Origin of the sequence: Sphingomonas sp. Leaf10 (genome assembly GCF_001421245.1) — a bacterium.
GTDB lineage: Bacteria > Pseudomonadota > Alphaproteobacteria > Sphingomonadales > Sphingomonadaceae > Sphingomonas.
Window position 1 is genome coordinate 20337 of the sequence record NZ_LMKE01000015.1, and the last position, 24534, is coordinate 44870.

The 24534-nt window shown below is 66.1% G+C and carries 21 protein-coding genes and 1 tRNA gene; 12 read left to right on the plus strand and 10 right to left on the minus strand.

Going from position 1 to position 24534, the window contains the following annotated elements; all coding sequences use genetic code 11:
* Positions 1–148 precede the first annotated feature (148 nt).
* From ASE59_RS12735 to ASE59_RS12765, 7 genes are all read left to right on the plus strand, one after another.
* The gene (locus tag ASE59_RS12735; RefSeq protein WP_056456982.1) at positions 149–2218 is read left to right on the plus strand and encodes a M13 family metallopeptidase; all 2070 of its coding nucleotides are present in this window, start codon (positions 149–151) and stop codon (positions 2216–2218) included.
* A gap of 275 nt (positions 2219–2493) precedes the next feature.
* The gene (locus ASE59_RS12740; RefSeq protein WP_056456706.1) at positions 2494–4881 is read left to right on the plus strand and encodes an ATP-binding protein; all 2388 of its coding nucleotides are present in this window, start codon (positions 2494–2496) and stop codon (positions 4879–4881) included.
* 57 nt (positions 4882–4938) lie between these two features.
* Positions 4939–5292 (plus strand): response regulator, encoded by a 354-nt coding sequence (locus ASE59_RS12745; RefSeq protein WP_056456708.1) that lies wholly within the window; start codon positions 4939–4941, stop codon positions 5290–5292.
* A gap of 113 nt (positions 5293–5405) precedes the next feature.
* Positions 5406–6560: a hypothetical protein gene (locus ASE59_RS12750; protein WP_156360070.1), complete on the plus strand. Its 1155-nt coding sequence runs from the start codon at positions 5406–5408 to the stop codon at positions 6558–6560.
* A 111-nt stretch (positions 6561–6671) separates the two neighbouring features.
* Entirely contained in the window at positions 6672–8243 is a 1572-nt protein-coding gene (locus ASE59_RS12755) for an MFS transporter (protein WP_056456714.1), read from the plus strand.
* A 228-nt stretch (positions 8244–8471) separates the two neighbouring features.
* The gene (gene recA / locus ASE59_RS12760; RefSeq protein WP_200913279.1) at positions 8472–9566 is read left to right on the plus strand and encodes a recombinase RecA; all 1095 of its coding nucleotides are present in this window, start codon (positions 8472–8474) and stop codon (positions 9564–9566) included.
* Between the two features lie 219 nt (positions 9567–9785).
* Positions 9786–10430, plus strand: a complete 645-nt coding sequence (locus ASE59_RS12765; protein WP_056456717.1) for a glutathione S-transferase family protein — start codon at positions 9786–9788, stop codon at positions 10428–10430.
* Positions 10431–10440: 10 nt separating this feature from the next.
* Here the strand turns inward: ASE59_RS12765 and ASE59_RS12770 are convergent.
* Positions 10441–10517, minus strand: a tRNA-Arg gene (locus ASE59_RS12770).
* 56 nt (positions 10518–10573) lie between these two features.
* On the opposite strand from ASE59_RS12770, the gene ASE59_RS12775 reads away from it, so the two are divergent.
* Positions 10574–11323, plus strand: a complete 750-nt coding sequence (locus tag ASE59_RS12775; protein WP_056456721.1) for a queuosine precursor transporter — start codon at positions 10574–10576, stop codon at positions 11321–11323.
* Position 11324: 1 nt separating this feature from the next.
* On the opposite strand, the gene purQ is transcribed toward ASE59_RS12775, so the two are convergent.
* Both purQ and purS read right to left on the minus strand, forming a co-directional pair.
* Positions 11325–11993, minus strand: a complete 669-nt coding sequence (gene purQ / locus ASE59_RS12780) for a phosphoribosylformylglycinamidine synthase subunit PurQ (RefSeq protein ID WP_056456724.1) — start codon at positions 11991–11993, stop codon at positions 11325–11327.
* The gene (gene purS, locus ASE59_RS12785; RefSeq protein WP_056456727.1) at positions 11990–12220 is read right to left on the minus strand and encodes a phosphoribosylformylglycinamidine synthase subunit PurS; all 231 of its coding nucleotides are present in this window, start codon (positions 12218–12220) and stop codon (positions 11990–11992) included. Before purS ends, purQ begins: the two co-directional genes overlap by 4 nt.
* A gap of 132 nt (positions 12221–12352) precedes the next feature.
* On the opposite strand from purS, the gene ASE59_RS12790 reads away from it, so the two are divergent.
* Both ASE59_RS12790 and ASE59_RS12795 read left to right on the plus strand, forming a co-directional pair.
* Positions 12353–12832 (plus strand): PH domain-containing protein, encoded by a 480-nt coding sequence (locus ASE59_RS12790; RefSeq protein ID WP_056456730.1) that lies wholly within the window; start codon positions 12353–12355, stop codon positions 12830–12832.
* Complete coding sequence (locus ASE59_RS12795) at positions 12826–14250, plus strand: PH domain-containing protein (protein WP_056456733.1); 1425 nt, start codon at positions 12826–12828, stop codon at positions 14248–14250. Before ASE59_RS12790 ends, ASE59_RS12795 begins: the two co-directional genes overlap by 7 nt.
* Here ASE59_RS12795 and ASE59_RS12800 read toward each other — a convergent pair.
* From ASE59_RS12800 to ASE59_RS12825, 6 genes are all read right to left on the minus strand, one after another.
* The gene (locus ASE59_RS12800) at positions 14239–15519 is read right to left on the minus strand and encodes a cell wall hydrolase (RefSeq protein ID WP_082458383.1); all 1281 of its coding nucleotides are present in this window, start codon (positions 15517–15519) and stop codon (positions 14239–14241) included. The two genes, ASE59_RS12795 and ASE59_RS12800, sit on opposite strands and share 12 nt — an antisense overlap.
* Positions 15516–16436 carry a cysteine synthase A gene (cysK, locus tag ASE59_RS12805; protein WP_056456736.1) on the minus strand — a complete coding sequence of 307 codons (921 nt, stop codon included), beginning with the start codon at positions 16434–16436 and terminating at the stop codon, positions 15516–15518. Before cysK ends, ASE59_RS12800 begins: the two co-directional genes overlap by 4 nt.
* On the minus strand, positions 16433–17761 hold the full coding sequence (locus ASE59_RS12810; RefSeq protein WP_056456739.1) for an MFS transporter: 1329 nt from the start codon (positions 17759–17761) through the stop codon (positions 16433–16435). The genes cysK and ASE59_RS12810 overlap by 4 nt, the downstream gene beginning before the upstream one ends.
* Before the next feature lie 197 nt (positions 17762–17958).
* Positions 17959–18786, minus strand: coding sequence for an alpha/beta fold hydrolase (locus ASE59_RS12815; protein ID WP_056456742.1), 828 nt, complete (start codon positions 18784–18786; stop codon positions 17959–17961).
* An 84-nt stretch (positions 18787–18870) separates the two neighbouring features.
* Positions 18871–19062, minus strand: a complete 192-nt coding sequence (locus ASE59_RS12820; RefSeq protein WP_156360071.1) for a hypothetical protein — start codon at positions 19060–19062, stop codon at positions 18871–18873.
* 102 nt (positions 19063–19164) lie between these two features.
* Entirely contained in the window at positions 19165–21441 is a 2277-nt protein-coding gene (locus ASE59_RS12825; RefSeq protein WP_056456748.1) for an ATP-dependent helicase, read from the minus strand.
* Between the two features lie 192 nt (positions 21442–21633).
* Between ASE59_RS12825 and ASE59_RS12830 the strand changes: the two genes are divergently transcribed.
* Positions 21634–21936: a UrcA family protein gene (locus ASE59_RS12830; RefSeq protein WP_156360072.1), complete on the plus strand. Its 303-nt coding sequence runs from the start codon at positions 21634–21636 to the stop codon at positions 21934–21936.
* 115 nt (positions 21937–22051) lie between these two features.
* Positions 22052–23317, plus strand: coding sequence for an MFS transporter (locus tag ASE59_RS12835; protein ID WP_235515756.1), 1266 nt, complete (start codon positions 22052–22054; stop codon positions 23315–23317).
* 2 nt (positions 23318–23319) lie between these two features.
* Here the strand turns inward: ASE59_RS12835 and ASE59_RS12840 are convergent, their stop codons facing one another.
* A complete protein-coding gene (locus tag ASE59_RS12840) occupies positions 23320–24507 on the minus strand; it encodes a GGDEF domain-containing protein (protein ID WP_056456753.1) in 1188 nt (395 codons plus the stop codon).
* Positions 24508–24534 lie beyond the last annotated feature (27 nt).

The following is a 24534-nucleotide window of genomic DNA, read 5'->3' on the forward strand; positions in this document are numbered from 1 at the left end:
TTGCCTCGAACGCAGCGTTTTCGACGGCCGCTTCTCGACAGGCTCGAAGCTGCTCGAACCGAACGGAATGAGTCTGCATCGAGATATTGACGATCGATAAGCCCCGGTGCAGCATGACCGTATCACCCGATACGAAGAGGCTTTCTCGATGCGGCGCAGTTTCGTCCTGACCACCTTGCTCGCGGCTTCCGCTCTGTCCGCCTGTGCGACCACGCCGCCCGTTGCTGTCTTGCCGCCGCCGGAAGCACCCGCGACGGCCGTCGCCGAAGCCGCCCCGGCACCCAAGCCCGAGATCGGCGATTTCGGCTTCGACGTGGCCGGCATGGACCGCGCCGTGAAGCCCGGCGACAATTTCTACAAATACGCCAACGGCAACTGGGAAAAGATCACCCCGATTCCGGCCGACAAGTCGAACTACGGCATGTTCACCGCGCTCGACGATCTGTCGAAGACCCGCACCCGTGAGCTGCTTGACACCGCCAAGGGCGATGCGAATTCGAAGATCGGCACCGCCTATGCCACCTATCTCGACCAGGCGGCGATCGAAGCGAAGGGGCTGGCCCCGATCCAGCCATGGCTCGGCGAGATCAAGGGCCTGAAGTCGAAGGCCGGCTATGCCGCGCTGGCGGCAAAGGCGTCGCAGGCCGGGGTTGGCGCGCCGTTCGGCGCCTATGTCGGCCCGGATGACAAGGCGCCGACCGTTTACGCGCTACAGACGTCGCAGGCCGGCCTCGGCATGCCCGACCGCGACTATTATCTTTCGACCGATGCCAAGCTGGTCGAACAGCGCAAAGCCTATCAGGCGCATCTCGCCAAGATGCTGACGCTGGCGGGCGAACCCGATGCCGCCGCCCGTGCCGCGGCGATCGTCGCGTTCGAAACGCAGATCGCCAAGGCGCACTGGACGCGGATCGAAAGCCGCGACGCGAACAAGACCTATAACAAGATGACCGTCGCCGACCTCCAGCGTCGCGCGCCGGGCTTCGACTTCGCGACCTATTTCCGGGGTCTGGGCGCCAACACCAGCGACGTGATCGTCGCACAGCCGACCGCCTTCACCGGCATGGCCAAGGTGATCGGCGCGGCACCGCTGTCGGTGCTGAAGGACCAGATGCTGGTGCGCTCGCTCGACAATTTCTCGGGTGTGCTGCCCAAGGCGTTGGACCAGGAAAACTTCGCCTTCTACGGCACCGTCCTGTCGGGCACGCCGGAGCAGGAGGAACGCTGGAAGCGCGCGGTCGACTTCACGTCGGAAGCGGTCGCCGATGACGTCAGCAAGGCGTATGTCGCCAAATACTTCCCGCCCGCGACCAAGGCGGCAGCGGACGAGCTGGTCCGCAACGTGACGGAGGCGATGGGCCGCCGCATCGACAATCTCGACTGGATGGCGCCCGAGACCAAGGCGAAGGCCCGCGCGAAGCTTGCCGCCTTCACGCCGAAGATCGGCTATCCCGATCAGTGGCGCGACTTGAGCGACCTGACGATTACCCCCGGCGATGCGTTCGGCAACATGCTGCGCGCGAACCAGTGGCAGCAGCGCTACAACGTCCAGCATCTCGGCAAGCCGATCCAGAAATGGGAATGGTTCATGACGCCGATGACCGTGAACGCCTATGCGAACCCGGTCATGAACGAGATCGTGTTCCCGGCCGCCATCCTGCAACCGCCCTTCTTCGATCCGAACGCCGATCCGGCGGTCAACTACGGCGCGATCGGCGCGGTGATCGGGCACGAGATCAGCCATCATTTCGATGATCAGGGCCGCAAGTACGACGTCAACGGCAGCCTGACCGACTGGTGGACCGCCGAGGACGTGAAGCGGTTCGACGAACGCACCGCCGCGCTGGTCAAGCAATATGACGCCTATGAACCGCTGCCCGGCCTGCATGTGAAGGGTGAACTGACGCTGGGCGAAAACATCGCCGACCTTGCCGGGCTGACCGCCGCGTGGGACGCCTATACCCATGCCTATCCGAACGATCAGAAGGCGATCGACGGCTTCAGCCCCGAACAGCGTTTCTACCTCGGCTGGGCACAGGTGTGGCGGCGCAGCTACCGCGAGGCGAACCTGCGCCAGCGGCTGCTGACCGACCCGCACAGCCCCTCCGAACAGCGCGCCTGGGTCGTCCGCAATCTCGACCCGTGGTACAAGGGCTATACCCCCGCGACCGGCGAATATCTGTTCCTCCCCCCCGAACAGCGCGTTCGCATCTGGTAACCCCGTTATCCCTCTCCCCATCAGGGGAGAGGGATGCGCAGACTTGGTCTTCGCGCAAGCGAAGGCCTAGTCGAAGCTGGGAGAGGGGGGCGCTCGCGTCTGCGAGCGCGCGAGCCACCGGCTCGCCCCACCCAACTCGCATATCCTCGTCCCCCGCCCGGGAAGGGGCCGGAACGCCGACGAACCGAACACACTGGCGTGCCACCCGTCCGTTCACCGCTACCCGGCCCGCACAACGCTTGACGGACGCAGGCCGTCACCCCAACAGCCTATTCATGCTGCCCAAATTTTCCGCTGGCCCGTCGCCGGTCCTGCCGCTGATCACCGCGCTTGCCGCCGGGGTGGTTGCGGGGGCTGTCATCCTGTGGATGATCGGGAGCCTGGCCGTCGCCGCCGGCTTTGCCGCGGCCGCGGTGGTACTGGCGGGCGTCGCGCAGGCGGTGCTGCACTGGACCGATACCCGCGAACCGGTCGAACCCAGCGTCGACTGGTCGCTGGTGCAGACCATCGCCGCCACCTGTCCCTACGCGCTGGCGGTGACCGACCGGGCCGGGCGGCTGGTCAGCGCCAATAATCGGTTCGCGACGATGTTCGGCGGCTATCCCACCCCGCCCGGCGTGCTGGGCGACGGGGTCGATGCCAACACCCTTGCCGGCGCGGCCCGGTCGGCATGGCGCGATGGCGAGGCGAAGGCGACGGTGCGGCAGGGTGACGCCCCGCTCAATGTGACGCTGTACCGCGCCGGCGACAACATGCTCGTCTGGCAGTTCGAAGGCGGGCAGGTCATCGCCGAGGCGGTGTCGATGCGCACGATGATCGCCGGAACCGCCGGCGACCGGCTCGGCACGGCGGGGGTGATGCTCGCGCTGCTCACCTCCGACGGTCGCATCCGTGCCGCCAACCGCGTGTTCCGCGCCCGCGCCGTCGGCAACGAGGAAGCTGCGATCGAGGGGCGCGACTTCGCCCGCTTCCTCGTCACCGACCATCGCGGGCGGGTGCGCTTCGAACGCGAGGGGCTGGGCGGCGATCCCCTGCGTATCGTGCAGGTGCCGATCACCGACGATGCCGCCGGACCGATGCTGGTGGCGCTGCTCGACGAGGAAGAGGCGCCGGTCGGACTGATGCCGATCGCCACGCCGGGATCGGCGGGGCAGGTGCGGGCGCTCGTGTCGCTGCTGCCGGTCGGCATGGCGCTGGTCGATCGCGACGGGCGCTTCCTGCATATGAACGACGCCTTCGTCCGCGCGACCGGCGTCAATCCGGTCGCGCCGCCGCTCTATCCGGGCGACCTGGTGGTGCGCGAGGACAAGGCGGCGCTGGCCGACGCCGTCCGCCGCTTCGCCGGGGGCGCACAGCATAATGCCGACATGGCGGTGCGGCTGGCCGATCGTTCCGACGAACCGATCGCGCTGACGATCGCCGGCGCACGCGGGCTGGGCGAGGCGGCCGTCGTCCTGTCGCTGCGCGATACGGGCGAGGAGGGCAAGCTGAAGCGGCAGGTGGCGCAGGCGACCAAGATGCAGGCGGTGGGGCAGCTCGCCGGCGGCGTCGCGCACGACTTCAACAACATCCTGACCGCGATCATCGGGCATTGCGACCTGATGCTGATGCGCCATTCGCCCGGCGACAGCGATTATGACGATATCCAGCAGATCCGCGCCAATTCGAACCGCGCCGCCAGCCTGACCCGCCAACTCCTCGCCTTCTCGCGCCAGCAGACGCTGCGCCCGCAGGTGTTGCAGCTGCCCGACGTCATTTCCGAAGTCTCGAACCTGCTGAAGCGCCTGCTCGGCGAAACCGTGCAGCTGGTCGTCAACCACGGGCGCGGGCTGGGGTCGGTACGCGCCGATCCGGGGCAGCTCGAACAGGTCGTCGTCAACCTGGCGGTCAACGCTCGCGACGCGATGCTGTCGCAGGGCGGCAATCGCAACGTGCTGACCATCGAGACGCTGGCGACCAGCGCGCAGGAAGTCCGCGCGATGGACGACGACGTGCTGCCGGTCGGCGACTATGTGACGCTCAAGGTTTCCGATACCGGCACCGGCATCCCGCCCGAAGTGCTGCCCAAGATCTTCGAACCCTTCTTCACCACCAAGGAAGTGGGTAAGGGGACCGGCCTCGGCCTGTCGACCGTCTATGGCATCATCAAGCAGTCGGGCGGTTACATCTTTGCCGAATCGCGCGCCGGGCGCGGTGCGACCTTCGTCATCCACCTGCCGGTCCATGCCGCCGCCGCCGAACCGCCGCGCATCGGCACCAACCCGAAGCTGAAGAGCGAACCGACCGCGCCGGCATGGGGATCGGGCACGGTCCTGCTGGTCGAGGACGAGGACATGGTCCGCGTCATCGCCGAACGCGCGCTCAGCCGGCAGGGCTATACGGTGATGACCGCCGAGAATGGCGAGGCGGCGCTGGAGCTGCTCGCCGACCGCCCGCACATCGATCTGCTCATCTCCGACGTGGTCATGCCGACGATGGATGGACCGACGATGGTCGGCCACGTACGCAAAGTCTATCCGACCTTGCCGATTCTGTTCATGTCCGGCTATGCCGAGGAACAGTTGCGCCGGTCGATTGATCTGGATCAAGTTTCGTTCCTGCCAAAGCCGTTTTCGGTGCAGCAACTTGCCACGGCCGCGCGCGATGCGCTGGCCCAGACCTGATCTCTACGCCGAATTCTGTTGCGGTGTTCCTGCTTTGACCGCTAAGGACCGCGGCGTATGACTTCGCCCGCGCGTATCCTCGTCGTTGAGGATGAACCCCTGATCGCCATGATGCTCGAGGATTTTCTCGACCTGCTGGGCCGAACCGTTACCGGCACCGCCGACAGCGTCGCATCGGCGATGGCTGCGGTGGACAAGGGCGGCATCGACGCCGCGATCCTCGACGTTCACCTGCGTGCGGGGGAAAAGAGCTGGCCGGTCGCCGACAAGCTGGCGGAGGCGGGCATCCCGTTCGTGCTGGCGACCGGTGGGTCGGGCGACATGATCGAACCCGCCCACCGCGACCGCCCGGTCCTGTCGAAGCCGTTCACGATGGATGCCGTCGAAAAGGTGCTGAACGAATTGGGTTGATCCGGTCGGTATTTGGTATCGAAATGTTGCCCATTCCCTGAATTGGGTCCGAATCGACGGCGATTTCGCTACGCCCGATTGACATGCCGTCGTCGTGGCATGAGCCTTCGGTCATGCTCGGACCTGCACTGCTCCTGCTCGCTCAGACCGCCACGCCGCCGGCGGCAGCAACCGACGACATCATCGTGATCGGCAGCCGCGCTGAAGAAGCGCTGGCCGCCTGTCTCGAACGCAACTGTCCGCCCGCCGAGGAAGTGGAGGCGTCGTTGCAGGCTTCGGTCGAACAATTCGTCGCGGGTCGGTATGGCGCAGCCCGCCAGACGTTGCAGGCCGCGATCAAGCGCAACCGCGCCCATGCCGCCGAACTGCCCGGTCCCGTTTCCAGCCTCTATGCGACCCTCGCGACCGTTGCCGAGCATCAGGGCGACACGCGGCTATGGACCGCGTCCGCCCGCAACAATCTGCTGACCCTGCGCAAGCATGTCGGGTCGGCCAATCGCGCCACCTTGATGGAGCAACTGGCGTTTGGCGACGCGATGCTCGGCATCGGACAGTCGCGCGCGGCCGACAGCACGTTTTCGGCGGTGCAACGGCTGGCGATCGAACAGGATCATGCCGCGCTTGCCTCTGCCGCCACCTACCGCCGCGCGATGATAGCCTTCGCCGAACGCGATTATAAGGCGGCGCAGCGTTTCGCCGATCAGGCAGTGCGCCTGGCCGGACCGGACGCGCGCCTGATGGCCAATCTTCGCGATACGATGAACGCCCGGATCGCCATTCGAAAGGGGGATACGGATGCCGTCGATGCGCTGGCCGCGCGGCTGCGCCAGTCGCCCGATCAGCAACCCCGGCTACTCTATGCAAAGCCGATCAGCGACATCAACCGTTTCACGGACGGTGCGCTGCTCAATCCCTACCATGACTCGGACATTCGCTACGCCGATGTCGGATATTGGATCCGCCCGGACGGGACGACGGCCGGTGTCGAGGTCCTGCGTGACAAGGGGCTGGGGCAATGGCGTCCCGGTATCGTCAAGAATGTCGGCGAACGCCGCTACGTGCCGCTCGACGTCGCCGCCAGCCATCCCGGCATCTACCGGATCGATCGTTTCACGGTTCGCGCGACGATAGGCGAGGCCACGGGGACACGCATTGCGCGGCGGGTCGGTCGCCTGTCCGTCCATATCATCGACCTCACCGAAACCGATGCGTTAGGCGACGTCCACAAGCGCCGGGTTGCCGAAGCAACCGAACGGGGAGCAACGTAACCGGCGCCGGCCCGTGTTCGCGGAATTCCGCCGACCCTGATCGCCGCTCCGTCCCACATGACCGCTTCACGGCGCTGTCCGCACCCGTTACCTCGGCCGGGGGAGAGGCATATGGGTTCGATCAAGTCGACATTATCCGACCGGCAGGCCGTGTGGGCGTTCGTGCTCGGCTGTATCGCGGTGACGATCGGCGTCGTCGCGCATCTGCCGATGTTCGCGATGGCGCGGTCGATGGGCTATCATATGGCCGGCATGCCGATGGACAATATGATGCTCGGCGGCATGGCGCTGATCGTGCTCGGCACGATGGTCGCCGCATACGGCCTGCTCCCCCGCGACCTTGCCGCACAGCGGGCCGCCGCCGCCGATATCGTCGTTGCCGCGCCCGAGGATGCCGAACTGTCGCTCGCCCATTGGGGGCTGATGGCGGTGCTGGTCGTGGCGCTCATCATCGACGTGATGAAGCCCGCCTCGCTCGGTTTCACCGTGCCCGGCATGATTTCCGAATATGGCGTTCCCAAACGCACCGTGTCGTTGGTGCCGTTCTTTGCGCTGGCGGGCACCGTTACCGGATCGGTGCTGTGGGGCTGGATCGCCGACGTCTATGGGCGAAAGGCGTCGATCCTGTTGTCGGCGGTGATGTTCGTCGGCACGTCGATCTGCGGCGCGATGCCCAGCCTAGCGTGGAACATCGCGATGTGCTTCATGATGGGCGCGGCGGCGGGTGGCATGCTCCCGGTCACCTATGCGCTGCTCGCCGAGATGATGCCCAACCGTCATCGCGGCTGGAGCCTCGTGCTGGTCGGTGGCCTCGGCGCGGTCGGCGGCTATTTCGCCGCCAGCGGCATCTCGGCGATCTTGCAACCGATCTTCGGTTGGCGCATCCTGTGGCTCGCCAATCTGCCGACCGGGCTGACGCTGGTCCTGCTCGGCGCGCTGATCCCCGAATCTGCCAAGTTCCTCCTTGCCCGTGGCCGCGTGCAGGAGGCGGAGGCGGTGATGCGCCGCTTCGGCGCGAAGGCCAGCCGCGCCCCCGTCCGCATCGCCGGCCCGCGCGCGACCGCGCTGACCGGGGCCAGACTCTATGGCAAGCTCGCGGCGCTCAGCATCTGTGCGCTGTCATGGGGCCTCATCAATTTCGGCCTGTTGTTGTGGCTGCCCGCCGATCTGGTCGCGAAAGGCTATTCGGTCGGCGTGTCGAGCCGCCTGCTTGCCGAAAGCGCGCTGATCGCCTTCCCGACCGTGTTCCTCGCCGCGTTCCTCTACAGCCGGTGGAGCACCAAATGGTCGCTCGCCGTCATGATCGCGCTGACGCTTGCCGGCCTGTTGCTGGTGCTGCAACTCGAACTGGCCGGCAGCGGCAGTCCGGTGCTGCCGGTCGCGTTGCTGATCGTAGGCACCAACGGCATCATCGCGATCGTCCTGCCCTATGCCGCCGAAAGCTTCCCGATGCGTGTCCGCGGTCGCGCCACCGGCTGGGTCGCCGCCTGTACCAAGGCCGGCGGGCTGATCGCACAGGGGCTGACCATCGCCGGCGTCGCGCTGTCGATGGGGGCGTCGTCACTGATGGTCATGGTCCCGACCGCATTGTCGCTGGTGCTGGTCGCATGGTTCGGCCGCGAAACGCGCGGCCGCGACCTGCGCGACCTCGACGCCGACAACGCCTCAACCCTCTCCCCGTAAAGGGGAGAGGGATACCGAAGCTTGCCAGCAAAGCTGGCTAGCGCAGGTTGGGAGAGGGGAGGCGAGCCGACAGGCTCGCGCGCTTGCGTCAGCAGCGTTCCCCAGCGCCGACTTCCACTAAGTGCATTCACCAAACCGCCCCTTGCGGAACGGGAACAAAACGAATACATGGAAATCCAACAGACGCGTTGAACCCTCGACGCGGTTGCTCTACGCGAAAGGCTGGACATGGCGGCAAATCTGAAGGCGGTCGATAGCAAGATGGCGGCGGCAAACGACAAGGCGGCGGGTGAACGGCAAAAGGCGCTCGACGCCGCGCTGGCCCAGATCGACCGGGCGTTCGGCAAGGGTTCGGCGATGAAGCTGGGCCAGAAGGAAGCGATGCAGGTCGAGGCGATCTCGACCGGGTCGCTCGGCCTTGACATCGCGCTCGGCGTCGGCGGCCTGCCGCGCGGGCGCGTGATCGAAGTGTACGGCCCGGAAAGCTCGGGCAAGACCACGCTGGCGCTGCACGTGCTGGCGGAGGCGCAGAAGGGCGGCGGCACCGTAGCCTTCGTCGACGCCGAACACGCGCTCGATCCGGTCTATGCGAAGAAGCTGGGCGTCAACATCGACGAACTGATCGTGTCGCAGCCCGATACCGGCGAACAGGCGCTCGAAATCGTCGATACGCTGGTCCGCTCGAACGCGATCGACGTGCTGGTGGTGGACTCGGTCGCCGCGCTGGTGCCGCGTGCCGAAATCGAGGGCGAGATGGGCGACAGCCATGTCGGCTTGCAGGCGCGTCTGATGTCGCAGAGCTTGCGCAAGCTGACCGGCTCGATCAGCCGCTCGCGCTGCATGGTGATCTTCATCAACCAGCTGCGCATGAAGATCGGCGTGATGTACGGCAACCCGGAGACGACCACCGGCGGCAACGCGCTGAAATTCTATGCGTCGGTCCGCCTCGACATCCGTCGCACCGGACAGATCAAGGATCGCGACGAGATCATCGGCAACACCACCCGCGTGAAGGTGGTGAAGAACAAGGTCGCACCGCCGTTCAAGCAGGTCGAATTCGACATCATGTACGGGCAGGGCATTTCGAAGATCGGCGAAATCCTCGATCTGGGCGTGAAGGCTGGACTGGTCGAGAAATCGGGCGCGTGGTTCAGCTATGACAGCGTGCGTATCGGGCAGGGGCGTGAGAACGCGAAGAACTTCCTGAACGAACATCCCGAACTGCGCGACAAGCTCGAGGCCGCGATCCGTCAGCGCACCGAAAAGGTCGCGGAAGAGATGATGACCGGTCCCGACGCCGATGATGGCGACGACGATCTGTAATCACTGTCAACATCGGGCGGCCAACGTGCCGCCCGATCCTTGTTCGATCTTGTCTTATCTGTTGATCTAGAACGATTTTTTCCCGCCAGTCCGGCTCCGGCAAACATCCGTTCCGTGTAACCTTCGCCAACTTCCGCCGATCCCGCGACACCATCGTGCAACCTCGGTCGGCCTGCCGCATTGGTTCGGCCAAGCCGTTGACCGTACAGGGATGTTCCGATGATCGTCGTCCACCACCTCGAAAACTCCCGCTCGCAACGCGTCCTCTGGCTGCTGGAGGAACTGCGGCTTCCCTATGAAGTAAAACGCTATGAACGGAACAAGGCGACGATGTTGGCACCCCCCGAACTTCGCCACGTTCACCCCTTGGGCAAGTCCCCGGTGATCGAGGACGATACCGCCGCCGCGACCGGCGGTCCGCTGGTCGTCGCCGAAACCGGCGCGATCGTCGAATATCTGGTCGAAAAGGCCGATGGTCGGCTGGGCACGCCCGCGCACCGCCGCGCCGCGCTCCATTACCGCCACTTCCTCCACTACGCCGAAGGTTCGCTGATGCCGCCGCTGCTGGTGAAGCTGGTGCTCGGCCGCGTGCCCCTGCTGGGCAAGGCGGCGCAGAAGAAGATTCAGCCGATGATCGACGTCCATCTCGACTATGTCGAATCGCATCTGGCCGCGAACGAATGGTTCGCCGGCAATACCCTGACCGCCGCCGACATCATGATGAGCTTCCCCCTCGAAGCCGCCCGCAGCCGCGCCGGCCTCGACGCAACCCGCCCCCACACCATCGCCTGGCTGGACCGCATCCACGCCCGCCCCGCCTACCAGGCCGCCCTGAAGGCCGGCGGCGCCTACGCCTATGCCTGATCGATAGCGGTGGCGCACCCGGAGGGATTCGAACCCCCGACCAAGGAGGTAGAAGCTCCTTGCTCTATCCAGCTGAGCTACGGGTGCCCGTCGCTTCGTTAGCGTGCATTGCGACAAAGCGGAACCGCTATCATAACGCGGCAATGCACGAACCGTCCGATGCCGCCCCGACCCCGATCGATGCCGCCACGGTTCCGGCGCAGGGTTTTCGCCATTTCGATATCGTCATGGCCGCGTTCGTCGCGATCCTGTTGCTGTCGAACATCATCGGTGCGGGCAAGGTTGCGGTGATCGGCGTTGCCGGCACGCCGTTCGTGTTCGGTGCGGGCATCCTGTTCTTTCCCGTGTCCTATGTGATCGGCGACGTGCTGACCGAAGTCTATGGCTATGCCCGGGCGCGGCGATGCATCTGGGTCGGGTTCGCGGCGCTGTTGTTCATGGCGTTCATGGCCGCCGTGGTCGTCGCGATGCCGCCCGCTGCCGGATGGACGGGGCAGGGCGCGTATGAAGCCGTGTTCGGGCAGGTGCCGCGGATCGTCTTCGCGTCGATCGCGGCGTTCTGGGCGGGCGAGTTCGTCAATGCCTATGTCCTGGCGCGCATGAAGATCTGGACCGGGGGCCGCGCGTTATGGACCCGTACGGTTGGGTCGACGGTGGTGGGGCAGGCGGTTGACAGCGCGATCTTCTACCCGCTGGCGTTTCTCGGCGTCTGGCCGACGGGTCAGGTGCTGACCGTCATGGTCACCAACTGGGCGATGAAGGTCGCATGGGAAGTGGTGCTGACGCCAGTCACCTATGCCGTGGTCGGCTGGCTGAAGCGGCGGGAGGGCGTCGATGTGTTCGATTCCGCGACCGACTTCTCGCCCTTCGCGGGCGAGCGTCGGTCGCAATGAATCAGGCGCCGACGCGCGCCAGCAATCCTTCGAACAATGCACGACCGTCGCGGCCGCCATGCGCGGCTTCGATGCGGCGTTCGGGGTGGGGCATCATGCCCAGCACATTGCCCTGCGCATTGACCAGTCCGGCGATGTCGCGCGCCGATCCGTTGACCGGCTCCGCATAGCGGAACGCCACCTGACCTTCGCCCTCGATCCGGTCGAGCGTCGCATCGTCGGCGACGTAATTGCCGTCATGATGCGCAACCGGCACGCGGATCGTGTCGCCGGCACGATAGCCGCTGGTAAAGGCCGACTTGGTCTCGCCCACACGCAGCGCGACGTCGCGGCAGACGAACGACAAACCGCGATTGCGCATCAGCGCGCCCGGCAACAATCCCGCTTCGGTCAGAATCTGGAACCCGTTGCAGATGCCAAGCACCGGTAGGCCCTTGCCAGCCGCATCGACCACCGCGCGCATAACCGGCGAACGGGCCGCGATCGCGCCCGAGCGCAGATAGTCGCCATAGGAAAAGCCGCCGGGTACCGCGACCAAGCCGATATCGTCCGGCAGGTCGGTGTCGCGATGCCAGACCATGGTCGGCGCGGTGCCGGTGACCGATTCCAGCGCCACCGCGATGTCGCGGTCGCAGTTCGACCCCGGAAAGACGATGACGGCGGTCTTCATGCCCGTTCGACCCGATAGTTTTCAATGACTGTGTTGGCCAGCAGCTTGCGGCACATCGCGTCGATCGTCTCGTCATCGGCGCCGTCGGCGACTTCCAGTTCGATCAGCTTGCCGACGCGCGCTTCGCCGACGCCCGCGAAGCCGAGCGAGGCCAGCGCATGTTCGATCGCCTTGCCCTGCGGATCGAGTACGCCGTTCTTGAGCGTCACGACGATGCGGAGTTTCATGGGAGTTGCCTCAAGTCCGAATGGGGAGTTGTCGCGGGCGCTATGGCCCCCCATGCGCCTGCGCACAAGAGGCGTGGGGCCTTGCTGCCGGATTCGCTTGAGCGCGCCGTATTGCCTGCCTATCACACTGCCATGGACCATATGCCCCTTTCGCTCGCGCCACTCGACCGCCGGTTCGTCACCGTGTTGCGCTGGCGGGCGGCGGTCGCCGCGCTGGTCGTGCTGGCGGTGGCGGGGGTGGGGGAGGCGATCCTGTATCGGCAGGAATTGCCGAACGGTATCGCCGCAGCGGTGGCGGTATTGATCGCGATATGGCTGGTCGCCATCGCGCCGCCACGCCGCTTCGCACATTGGGGGTTCGCACTCGACAACCGTGAGTTGCATATCGCCCATGGATGGCTGACGCGGGTGCATACCATCGTGCCGATCGGCCGCGTCCAGCATATCGACCTGACGCAAGGGCCGATCGAGCGTGGCTGCGGCGTCGCGACGCTGGTGCTGCACACCGCCGGGACCGATCATAGTCTGGTCACCGTGCCCGGCCTAGCCCGCGAACAGGCCGAAGCGGTGCGTGACCGCATCCGCAGCGCGATCGAAGCGTCGCCATGGTGAGCGAAAGCCCGCGCCGGCTGCATCCCGGCACCATCGTCCTGCGCATCGTCACAAAGGCGCCGCAGCAGGTCGCCGGACTGGTCGCGCTCGCCGCCGCCACATCGCGTTCCGGCATCGGCGTGATGCTGGGCATCGTCGCTGCACTCATGGTCGGGGCGGGGCTGTTCAGCTGGATACGGTGGCGATCCTTCTCCTATACGATTGCCGATGGCGAATTGACGATCGCGAACGGCGTCCTGCATCGCAAGCGGCGATCCATTCCGTTCGAACGGATACAGGACGTATCGATCGACCAGAAATTGCTGGCGCGCGCGTTCGGGCTGGCGCGGGTGCGGATCGAAACCGGCGGTGGCGAAGCGGACGAGGCAACGCTCGACAGCGTGTCGCTGGGCGAGGCGGCACGGCTGCGCGCGGTCCTGCGCGGAGCCGCACCGTCGGTCGTCGCCGACGCCGCTGCAGCCGAACCGGCGCGCGACGTCGTGTTCGCATTGTCGCCGAAGCGCGTTCTTACGATGGGCGTGTTCGGATTCTCGCTGGTCTGGGTCGGCCTGTTGTTCGCGGGTCTCAACCAGGTTGGCGACGTGATCGGATGGAACTGGGTCGATGTCCGCGACTGGGCCGGCGTTGCCCGGCAGGAGGCGATGGCGCTTGCCACGCCGGTGTTCGCAGCGATGGCGGCGGTGGTCGCATTGCTGATCGGCGCGATCAGCGGTGTCCTGCGCACCATGCTGGTCGAATATGGCTTTCGTTTGGAGCGTGAAGGCGGCCGGCTGCGCCGCGTCCGCGGGCTGACCACCCGAACCGAAATCGTGCTCAGCCTGCGCCGCATCCAACTGGCGCTGATCGAGCGCGGTATGGTCAGCGGGCGGCTCGGCTGGGCAGGATTGCGGCTGCAGACGCTGGGCGGCAGCGACGATGCCTGCGGACGGCAGAGCGTGGCTCCGTTCGCGCGCGACGATGAAATAACCCGGGTGCTGGCAGCGGCGGGCTATGCGCCGTTCGATCCGCTGCCGTTGCGGCCGGTCGCGTTCGGACATGTTCTCCGCACCGCCATCGTACGCGGCGGAGTGCCGTTGATCGTGGTGATCGTTGCGGCATTCTTTCTGCCACTTGCCGGATCGGCGCTGTTGCTGGTGCCGGTTCCGATCGTGCTGGCGGTCATGGCGCGACGCCGGCACCGCTATGCGATCGTGGGTGACACCTTGCAGGTGATGCGCGGGGTATTGTCGAAACAGGTGTGGATCGTGCCGCTTGCCCGGATACAGGCGGTGTCGGTGCGGCGGTCGCTCTTGCAGCGCCTGCTCGGGCTGGCGACGGTGCATGTCGATACCGCCGGTGCCAAGGGGCTGGGGCGACCGAACGTCGTCGATGTCGCGGTCGAGGATGCCGAGCGGCTGGCCGCTGCCTTACTCCGCTGACGGGCCGGGCGCGGGGGCTGGATCGCCGGTGCGGCGGACGCCGGTAAGCGGCGGCAACTCGCTGCGGATATTGCTTGGCGGCATCGGCGGGGCGGGGAGCGCACGGCGCATGCACGACGCGGCGGGACGCGATACCAGCTGGCAATTCCATAGCTGTTTCTCGACCCCCGCCCCCCGGTCGCGCAGATAGCTGAACGACATGGTGTTGAGCGCGGCGGGTTCCCATGCCAGCCCGGCACGGCTGGGCACCGCCGCCGGATCGCGCCAGCCAAGGAACTTGCACCGCGTGCGATCGCCGCACGTCGCCTGTGCAAAGGCCGGCCATTTGTCGGGCGTGAGCGCGTCGAGCGGTACGAGGAAGGTGACCGGATCGTCGCTGCTTGGCCGTGGCAGCGCGCTGGGGGCGAAGCTGCCGGTCAGGATGCCGGCTTCCTGTTCGACCGCCAGCACTTCGGGCAGCTTGTGCGCCGGCGAATAGGGGGCAAGCTGTTCGATGCGCGGTTCGACCGTGCCGACGACCCGGCGGAACGCGCCCGGCGTGCCCCACCATCCGGCCCAGCGGAAGAACAGATGCGTATCGACCGCCGCGATCTTGCTCAGGCTCGACTGCCAATACGGCACGACCCAGTCGGTATGATAGTGCGTCGCATAGCCGACCGGCGCGAACACGCTACCCGCCAGCGCCGCCGCCGCGACCTTGCGCGCGCGGTCCCAGAAGGGCTGTGGATAGGCGCGTGCAAGCGCACCGTCACAGGTGAAGGTGAACTGGCAACCGGTCGTCCGCTCCGACCCCTGAAACACCACGCCGCACACGCTCTTGGGAAAGGCGGGGTGGCGCAGCCGGTTGAGTACGACCTGCGCCACCGCGCGCTGCCCCTTCGCATCGTCGCCCACTTCGTAGAGGACGGCGGCGGCGAGGCAGTCGGTCGCGCGGGTGCGGTTGTCGAGGTCGCCGGCAAAGCGGAACGGTCGTGCCGCCGGGTTCGGACCGGTGACGAACGGTACTTTCGCATTAAAGGCGCGAGCGTCGTCCGGCTCCAGTGCGCGATATTCTATCGGTTCGACCGGGGGCGGGGGGGCTTCGGGCGTTTCCGCAGTGGCTTGGCGGCGCTGTTCGACCGTATGCGCCGCCGATCGGATCGGCGGGGCCGACCGGATCAGGATGGCGGGCACGGCGACCGCCGCGACCGACAGTGCCACAAGGACGCCGTCGATCGCGATCGATCCGCTGCCGATCCTGCTCCGTTCGACCACCGCCGGCTCACTCATTGTTCGGGCAGGAAGTCGGGGACCGACAGATAGCGTTCGCCGGTATCGTAGTTGAAGCCGAGCACGCGGACGCCATCGGGCAGGTCGGGCAGCTTTTGCAGGATCGCGGCCAGTGTCGCCCCCGACGAGATGCCGACCAGCATGCCTTCCTCGCTGGCCGAGCGCCGCGCCATGTCCTTGGCGACCGCCGCATCGACCTTGATGACGCCGTCGATCGCGCGGGTGTGGAGATTGGCGGGGACGAAGCCCGCGCCGATGCCCTGGATCGGGTGCGGCCCGGGCTGCCCACCCGAAATCACCGGCGAGAGTTCGGGTTCGACCGCATAGACCTTCAGGTTCGGCCACTGCTCCTTCAGCGTCTCGGCGACGCCGGTGATGTGGCCGCCGGTCCCGACGCCGGTGATGATGACGTCGATCGGACTGTCCGCGAAGTCGTTCAGGATTTCCTGCGCGGTCGTGCGCACATGGACGTCGATGTTCGCGGGATTTTCGAACTGCTGCGGAATCCACGCATCGGGCGTTTCCGCCGCCAGTTCGTGCGCACGCTCGATCGCGCCCTTCATGCCCTTTTCGCGGGGCGTCAGGTCGAAGGTCGCGCCGTACGCCAGCATCAGCCGGCGGCGTTCGATGCTCATGCTTTCGGGCATGACCAGCACCAGCTTGTAACCCTTGACCGCCGCGACCATCGCGAGGCCAACGCCGGTATTGCCGCTGGTCGGTTCGATGATCGTGCCGCCGGGCTTCAGGTCGCCCGACGCCTCGGCCGCCTCGATCATGGCCAGCGCGATGCGGTCCTTGATCGACCCGCCGGGGTTGGAACGCTCGGACTTGATCCACACCTCGGCATCGCCGAACAGCCGCCTGACGCGGATATGCGGCGTATTCCCGATCGTTTGCAGGATGGTATCGGCCTTCATGGCTGGGTCTCCTTGGGGATGACTTCGAGGTCGTTGGGGGGCGTGAAGCTACGCGCGGCGCGCAGTTCAGGGAAGATGCGCGACCAGAGCATGGTGACACCGACCGCGAGGATACCGCCGCCGGCAACGGCGACCACCGGACCGACCAGCGCGGCGAGGAAGCCGGATCGCGCCTCGCCCAACTCGTTCGATCCCGATACGAACAGCGTCGACACCGCGCCGACTCGGCCGCGCATCGCGTCCGGCGTGTGCAGCTGGATCAGCGATTGGCGGACATAGACCGATACCATGTCGGTCGCGCCGACCACGAACAATGCCACCAGGGCCAGCAGTACGGCGGGGGCAAAATCGCTGCCGATCGCCGCCTGTCCGAATAGCGGGATCAGCAGCGGCGCGGACAGGCCGAACAGCGCCGTCGCCGCGCCGAAGCCCATGACCGACAACAGCATTTTGGCGCCGACGTCCTTCGTCAGCGGCTTGACTGCGAACACGCCGGCGACGACCACCGCGCCCAGCGCCGGGGCAGCGCGGAGATGGCCGAGGCCGTCGGCGCCGATCTGGAGAATGTCGCGGGCATAAATCGGCAGCATCGCCGTCGCGCCGCCCAGCAGCACCGCGAACAGATCCAGTGAAATCGCGCCGAACACCAACCGGTTGCGCCGGACATAGGATAATCCGTCGAGCATCTGCCGCCACGGATTGGCCTTCCCCGCAATCACCGCCCGCGGGATCGGCGGGATCAGGAACAGCATGATCAGGCCGAACAGGAATAGCCCCGCCGACACCGCATAGGGAATGTAGTGACCCGCGGCATAGAGATAGCCGCCCATCGCCGGCCCCAGCACCGATCCGCCCTGCCACGCAATCGAACTCATCGCGATCGCGGTCGGCAGCACGGCGGCGGGAACGAGATTGGGAGCAAGCGCCTGCAACGCCGGCCCGGCAAAGGCGCGTGCGACGCCCAGCATCGCCGCGACGAAGAACAGCCAGGGCAACGTGATCGCGCCGCTATAGGTCAGCCACGCGAGCAGCAGCGCACAGCCCCCCTCCAGCGCGACCGATCCGCGCGCGATCCAGCGGCGGTCGATCCGGTCGGCGATCCAGCCCGCCACCAGCGACAGGACGAGGAGTGGCAGGAACTGCGCAACGCCGATCAGCCCGAGCTGAAACGCCGATTGCTTGATCGTCATCGTCTCGCGCGCGATGTCGTACACCTGCCAACCGATGACGACGACCATCGCGATCTGCGCCAGCGTGTTCGACAGGCGAGCCAGAAAATAGGCCCGGAACGCGGGAATGGCGAAAGGATGCGGAGACGCGGACATGGGGTGGGGGTTTAGGTCCGCTGTTGGGCCGGGGCAATGCAGATCGGCTTGGGGGGTATTGTGAGGTGACTTCATACCCTCTCGTTCGTCACCCCCGTGCAGGCGGGGGTCCATAGACGCTGATGTTTCCGTCGATCTAGACAGTAGCGTCTATGGACTCCCGTCTTCGCGGGAATGACGAAGCGCGGTTAAGCGGCTTACCGCCGGCCGAGGAAAGACAGCAGGTCGTCGGTCAACCGGTCGCCTTCCGTCGCGAACAGGCCATGCGGCGCGCCGTCATACTCGATCAATTCGGCGCTCGGCAGCACCTTGGCCAACGCGCGACCAGTCGCGTCGATCGGCACGGTCTGGTCCGACGTGCCATGGATGATCAGCGTGGGCACGTTGATCGATGGCAGGTCGGGCCGGAAATCGGTCGTCCCGAACGATTCCGCGCAGGCCAGCGTCGGCTTCAGCCCGGCGAGCATCGCCGTGTTCCACGACAGGTCGAGCACTTCCTCGCTCACCGGGCTGGTGATAAAGCCGACGCCGTAGAACTGGTCGAAGAAGGTGCGGAAGAATTTCGGCCGATCCGCCTTGATATTGTCGGCGATCTCCTGAAGCTGGTCCTGCGGCACGCCATCGGGATTGTCGTCGGTCTGGAGCATGTAGGGCACCACCGAACCGATGAACCCGACGCGGCTCACGCCCTTGCCGCCGTGGCGCGACATGTAACGTGCGACCTCGCCGCCGCCCATCGAGAAGCCGATCAGCGCGGCGTCGTCGCTGACGCCCGTTTCAGCCATCACATCGGCCAGATCGTCCGACAGGCTGTCATAGTCATAACCCGACCAAGGCTGATCCGACCGGCCGAAGCCGCGACGGTCATAGGCGATGACCCGATATCCGGCGTCGGCCAGCGCCATCGCCTGCGGGTCCCAGCTATCGGCCGACAGTGGCCAGCCATGGATCAGTACGACCGGGCGACCCTGTCCCCAATCCTTCACGAACAGGCTGGTGCCATCGCGGGTCTTCACATAGGGCATCGATCGATCCTCGTCAGCAAATTGCCCAACCTGAACGACCGACGCGCGTGGCGGTTGCCTCTGGACGTCGTTCGGTACGCGCCCTCAATCGCGCGGAACGATGCCCAGCATCGGACGAGCGGCCCCGCCGCGTTCGGCGTCTCGCAACATGGCCGAATAACCCTCCGCCATCGCCCGGTGCACCCGTCGTACTTCGGGCAGGGGCGCGGTTTCGGCGCGGGTACGGGCTTCGTCCAACCGGCGGCGGTAATATTCGGAATTGTCGACGATCGACATCGGAACCTCCTCACGGTCCATGATGGGCCGATGTATCAATACACGAAAATTGAAATCAGGTCGCTGACATACGTTAACCGATTGTTAATCCGTGACGAACCCTCAACCCGGCGTCACGAAACTGTCAAGCACCCGCTTTTGTCCGGCCGTCTCGAACAGCACTTCCAGCTTGTTGCCTTCGATCGTCTCGATCGTGCCATAGCCGAATTTCTGGTGAAACACGCGCTGCCCGGTCGACAGATCGCTACGCCCCTTGTTGCCGAGGCTGATCGCGCTTGCCCGCGCCTCGACCACGCGCGACGGGGCGGTGGTGAAGGTCGACGCCTGCGAAGCGGCCCGCTGCCATCCCGGACCCCGCCCGGTGCCGCGCGCAACGTCCGCGAACGGATCGGCCCGCTCGCTCCAATTGGCGCGCCACAGGCTCTCGCCGCCCGCCATCGTCGTCTCGGTCTCGATATGCTCGGGCGGCAGTTCGCCGACGAAGCGCGAAGGCAGCGACGAATTCCATTGGCCATAGATGCGGCGATTGGCAGCATGGAACACCACCGCCAGCCGCCGCGCGCGGGTGATCGCGACATAGGCGAGGCGGCGTTCCTCTTCCAGGCTCGCGGTGCCGCCCTCGTCGAGCGAGCGCTGCGACGGGAACAGCCCTTCCTCCCATCCGACGCAGAACACCGTGTCGAACTCCAATCCCTTGGCGGCATGGATCGTCATGATCGTGACCTTCGGCTCTTCCGCCGACGCCTCGTTGTCCATGACCAGTGAGACGTGTTCGAGGAAGGCGCCAAGCGACTCATATTCCTCCATCGCCCGGACCAGTTCGGTCAGGTTCTCCAGCCGCCCGGCCGCTTCCGCCGTCTTTTCCGCCTGATACATGGCGGTATAGCCGCTTTCGTCGAGCAACTGCCGCGCCAGTTCGGCATGGGGCAAAGTCTGCGCCATGTCGCGCCAGCGCGCGAAATCTCCGACCAGCCGCCCCAGCGACTTGCGCGCCGCGCCGGTCAGTTCATCGGTGTCAAGAATGCGTGCGGCGGCGGTCATCAGCGACGAACCCGTCGCCCGGGCATAACGGTGGATGGTCTGCACCGCCTTGTCGCCCAGACCCCGCTTGGGGACGTTGACGATCCGTTCGAACGCCAAGTCGTCGGCCGGCTGGTTCACGACCCGCAGATAGGCGAGCGCATCGCGGATTTCGGCGCGTTCGTAAAAGCGAAAACCCCCGACGATCCGGTAGGGCATGCCGATGCCGATGAAGCGTTCTTCGAATTCGCGGGTCTGATGCTGGGCACGCACGAGGATTGCGAACTGGTCGAGATTCTTGCCGTCGCGTTGCCCGCGTTCGATCATCTCACCGACCCGGCGCGCTTCCTCCGGGCCGTCCCATACGCCGATGACGCGAACCTTTTCGCCGACATCGCATTCGGTCCACAGCGTCTTGCCCAGCCGTCCGCCATTATGCGCGATCACGCCCGATGCCGCGCCGAGGATATGGGGGGTCGACCGGTAATTCTGTTCCAGCCGGACGATCTTCGCGCCCGGAAAGTCGCGTTCGAAGCGCAGGATATTTTCGACCTGCGCACCTCGCCACGAATAGATCGACTGATCGTCGTCGCCGACGCAGCACAGGTTGCGCCGTTCCTGCGCCAGCAACCGCAGCCACAGATACTGGACGCTGTTGGTATCCTGATATTCGTCGACCATGATGTAGCGGAAACGCTGCTGATACCCCGCCAGCACCTCGCGATGGGTGCGCAGGATGGTCAGCACATGCAGCAACAGGTCGCCGAAGTCGCAGGCATTCACCGCCTTCAACCGGTCCTGATATTGCTGGTACAGTTCGCCGCCACGCCCGTTGGCGAAGCGTTCGCTCTCCCCGGCATCGACATCGGCGGGGGTCATCCCCTTATTCTTCCACCCGTCGATCAGCCCGGCAAGGCTGCGCGCCGGCCAGCGCTTTTCATCGAGATCGGCGGCGACGATAAGCTGTTTGAGCAATCGCAGCTGGTCGTCGGTATCGAGGATGGTGAAGTTCGATTGCAGCCCGACCAGCTCGGCATGACGCCGCAGCATCTTCGCCCCGATCGCGTGGAAGGTGCCGAGCCACGGCATTCCCTCCACCAGATCGCCGACCAGCCGCCCGACCCGTTCGCGCATCTCCCGCGCGGCCTTGTTGGTGAAGGTCACCGACAGGATTTCGGATGGATAGGCTTTGCGGGTGTAGAGCAGATGCGCCAGCCGCGCGGTCAGCGCCGCGGTCTTGCCGGTGCCCGCACCGGCCAGGACCAGCACCGGGCCGTCGGTGGTCAGCACCGCATCACGCTGGGGTTCGTTCAGCCCGCGCAGATAGGGCGGATCGGCAGGAGTAGGGGCAAGCGACATCGTCGAACAGGTAGGGAACGAAACGTACAGCGACAAGCAAGGAAATTGTTCCGGAACCGTCATCGTGGTGCAACGGATGCTACGCTGCGCTGCAACAATCAGCCGGTATCAGCGCGTTGCCTGTGGACGGCGGCATCCGATACGCGGGTGACCGCCGCCGCGACGGGCACCGAATTCGCAGGAGCTGCCAACATGACCATCCGTATCGTCGCCCTCGCGGCGACCGCTTTCGCGTGCCTGTCGTCCGTCGCTTATGCCGATACCCGCGAACCCGTCTCGGTCCACGTCTCCTATGCCGGACTGGACCTGAGCAAGGTCGAGGATCGCCGTATCCTCAACGCCCGCATCGACCGTGCCTCGCTCAAGGCTTGCCGTTCGAGCGCCTTCGGCCTGCGCCGGATTGCCGACGAAAACCGCTGCCGCGCCGAAATGCACAGCGATGGTCAGGTTCGCGTCGCGCAGTTGCAGCCGGTGACCGTCGCCAGCACCAAGTAACCTTACGGTTCGCCACCCCGGCCACGGTGCCGGCGGTGGCGATACCGATAGTTGCGTGGTGTTGCCTGTCCGGGAAACCTTCTTGCGCAACCGCCGCAAATCGGTAGGCGGGGGCATGACCCATCCGCATCCCATGCGCGCCCATCGCCGCATCCTGATCGCCAGCCTGATCGGCACCTCGGTCGAATTCTACGACTTCTATATTTATGCGACCGCCGCGACGCTCGTCTTCGGGTCGCTGTTCTTTCCGTCGGAAAGTGCATCGGCGCAGTTGATGGCGAGTTACCTGTCGATCGGCCTCGCGTTCATCGCCCGGCCGCTGGGTGCGGTGGTGTTCGGCCATTTCGGCGATCGGCTGGGTCGCAAGTCGACGCTGGTCGCATCGCTAATGCTGATGGGCGGATCGACGCTGCTGATCGCGTTCCTGCCGACCTACGCCCAGGTCGGCTGGGTCGCGCCGCTGCTGCTGTGTACGCTGCGGTTCGCGCAAGGGTTGGGCTTGGGCGGCGAATGGGGCGGGGCGGCATTGCTCGCGGTCGAAAACGCCCCACCGGGCTGGCGCGGGCGGTTCGGCATGGTGCCGCAACTGGGCGCCCCGGTCGGCTTCATTGCCGCCAACGGGCTGTTCCTGCTGCTCGGCCTGACGCTTTCCGAGGCGGATTTCCTCGCCTGGGGCTGGCGCTTGCCGTTCCTGTTCAGTGTCGCGCTGGTCGGGCTGGGCCTGTGGGTGCGGGTCAAGCTCAGTGAAACCCCCGCCTTTGCCAAGGCGCTGGCGCACGAAGCGCCGCCCAGCGTCCCGATCGCCGAACTGGCCGGCGGCCATCTGCGCGCGACGCTGGCCGGGACCTTCGGCGTGATCGCCTGTTTCGCGCTCTACTATATCGCGACGACCTTCGTGCTCGGCTATGGCACCACGACGCTCGGCTACCCGCGTGGTGCCTTCCTGCAGACGCAACTGGTCGCGATCCTGTTCATGGCGCTCGGTATCGCGCTCGCCGGCTGGCTGTCCGACCGGTCGACGCCGGCACGCGTACTGGCGGGCGGTTGCATCGGCGTGGTCGGGGTGGGCGCGCTGCTCGGCCCGATGATCGGCGGAGGATCGCTGTTCGTAATCGGCGCGTGGCTGTCGTTCGCGCTGCTGATGATGGGCTTCGTCTATGGTCCTCTCGGCGCGTGGCTGCCTGCGCTGTTCCCGGCGCGGGTGCGCTATACCGGCGCATCGATGGGATTCAACGTCGGTGGGGTGATCGGCGGCGGCCTGACCCCCAGCATCGCCCAGGCGCTGTCGATCGATTACGGGCTATGGTCGGTCGGCATGGTGCTGGCCGGGGCAGGGGTGGCCAGCCTGATCGGCCTCGCCATCGTTCCGCGCGACGGTTGATATCAGCCCACGCGGCTGGCCCGGTTCGGTTCGGCGCTGACCGGATCGGGCACCGGCAGGATGCGGTTGCGCCCGGCGTCCTTGGCGGCATAGGCGGCGCGATCGGCACGTTCGAGCAGGCTGTCGATCGTGTCCGCCGGCTCCAGCACCGCCAGCCCGGCGCTGATCGTTACCGCCGGCAGATGCGATGCTGTTTCCGACAGCGCCGTCCGCACGGTCTGTGCACTCAGCCACGCCCCGCGCAGCGTTGTGCGTTCGAGCAGCGCGACGAACTCCTCACCGCCCAGCCGGCCGAGCGCCGCGCCGGCGGGCAGACGATCGACCAGGATCCGGGCAAAGGCGCGCAGCACCTTGTCGCCAATGGCATGGCCGTAGCTGTCATTGACCCGCTTGAAATGATCGAGGTCGAACAGGACCGCCGCCAGCGGCTGCTGTCGCGCGCGGGCGCCGGCCATCATCGCCTGCGCCCGCCGGTCGAACCCGCGACGGTTGGCGATACCGGTCAGCGGATCGGTCTCCGACTCCGCGATCGTCCGCCCCATCGCCGCCTGCACGACCAGCAATAGCGCCAGCAACCCGACCGTCACGATCAGCATTCCGCCGACCGACTGCGACAGCAGCGCATAGCTGCTCGTGGCATAGGCGATCGCGGTCGCGCCCGATCCGAACGCAACGGCGAACAGCGGCTTGATGATGAAATAGGTCGTCATCAGCGCCAGAGCGATACCCAGCGCCAGCCATAACGGGCCGCGCTTCCGCCGCACCGCATCGACCGCGATGAACGTCGCCACCGCCGATCCGGCCATGAACGGCGACTGGAACGCCAGTTCGTACCACAGTTCGTTGCGCGGACCGCCCCAGATCGCCGCGCGGATCAACGCGCCGCACATGATCAGCAGGGCGAACGCCCGCCACGGCCGCCGCCGCCCCGCCATCAGCGCCAGCCCCAGCAACAGCATCGCGATGCTGACCAGGAACGATCCGTAGCTGAGTATCATGAATGGCGTCGTGAACGGCGTGAGCCGCACGCCCAGTTCGCTGAGCGGCGTCACCCCGCCGATCAGATAGGTCAGCGCGAAACAGGTTACGTAACGCTGTCCGGGATAGGACAAGCGGATGATCGCGAATGTGACCGCGAACAGTCCGGCAATAACAGCGTTACAGATGAGGGCGTAAACCGCGCTATCCATTTGGCGTCGTCCGGTGATTCATTCCTT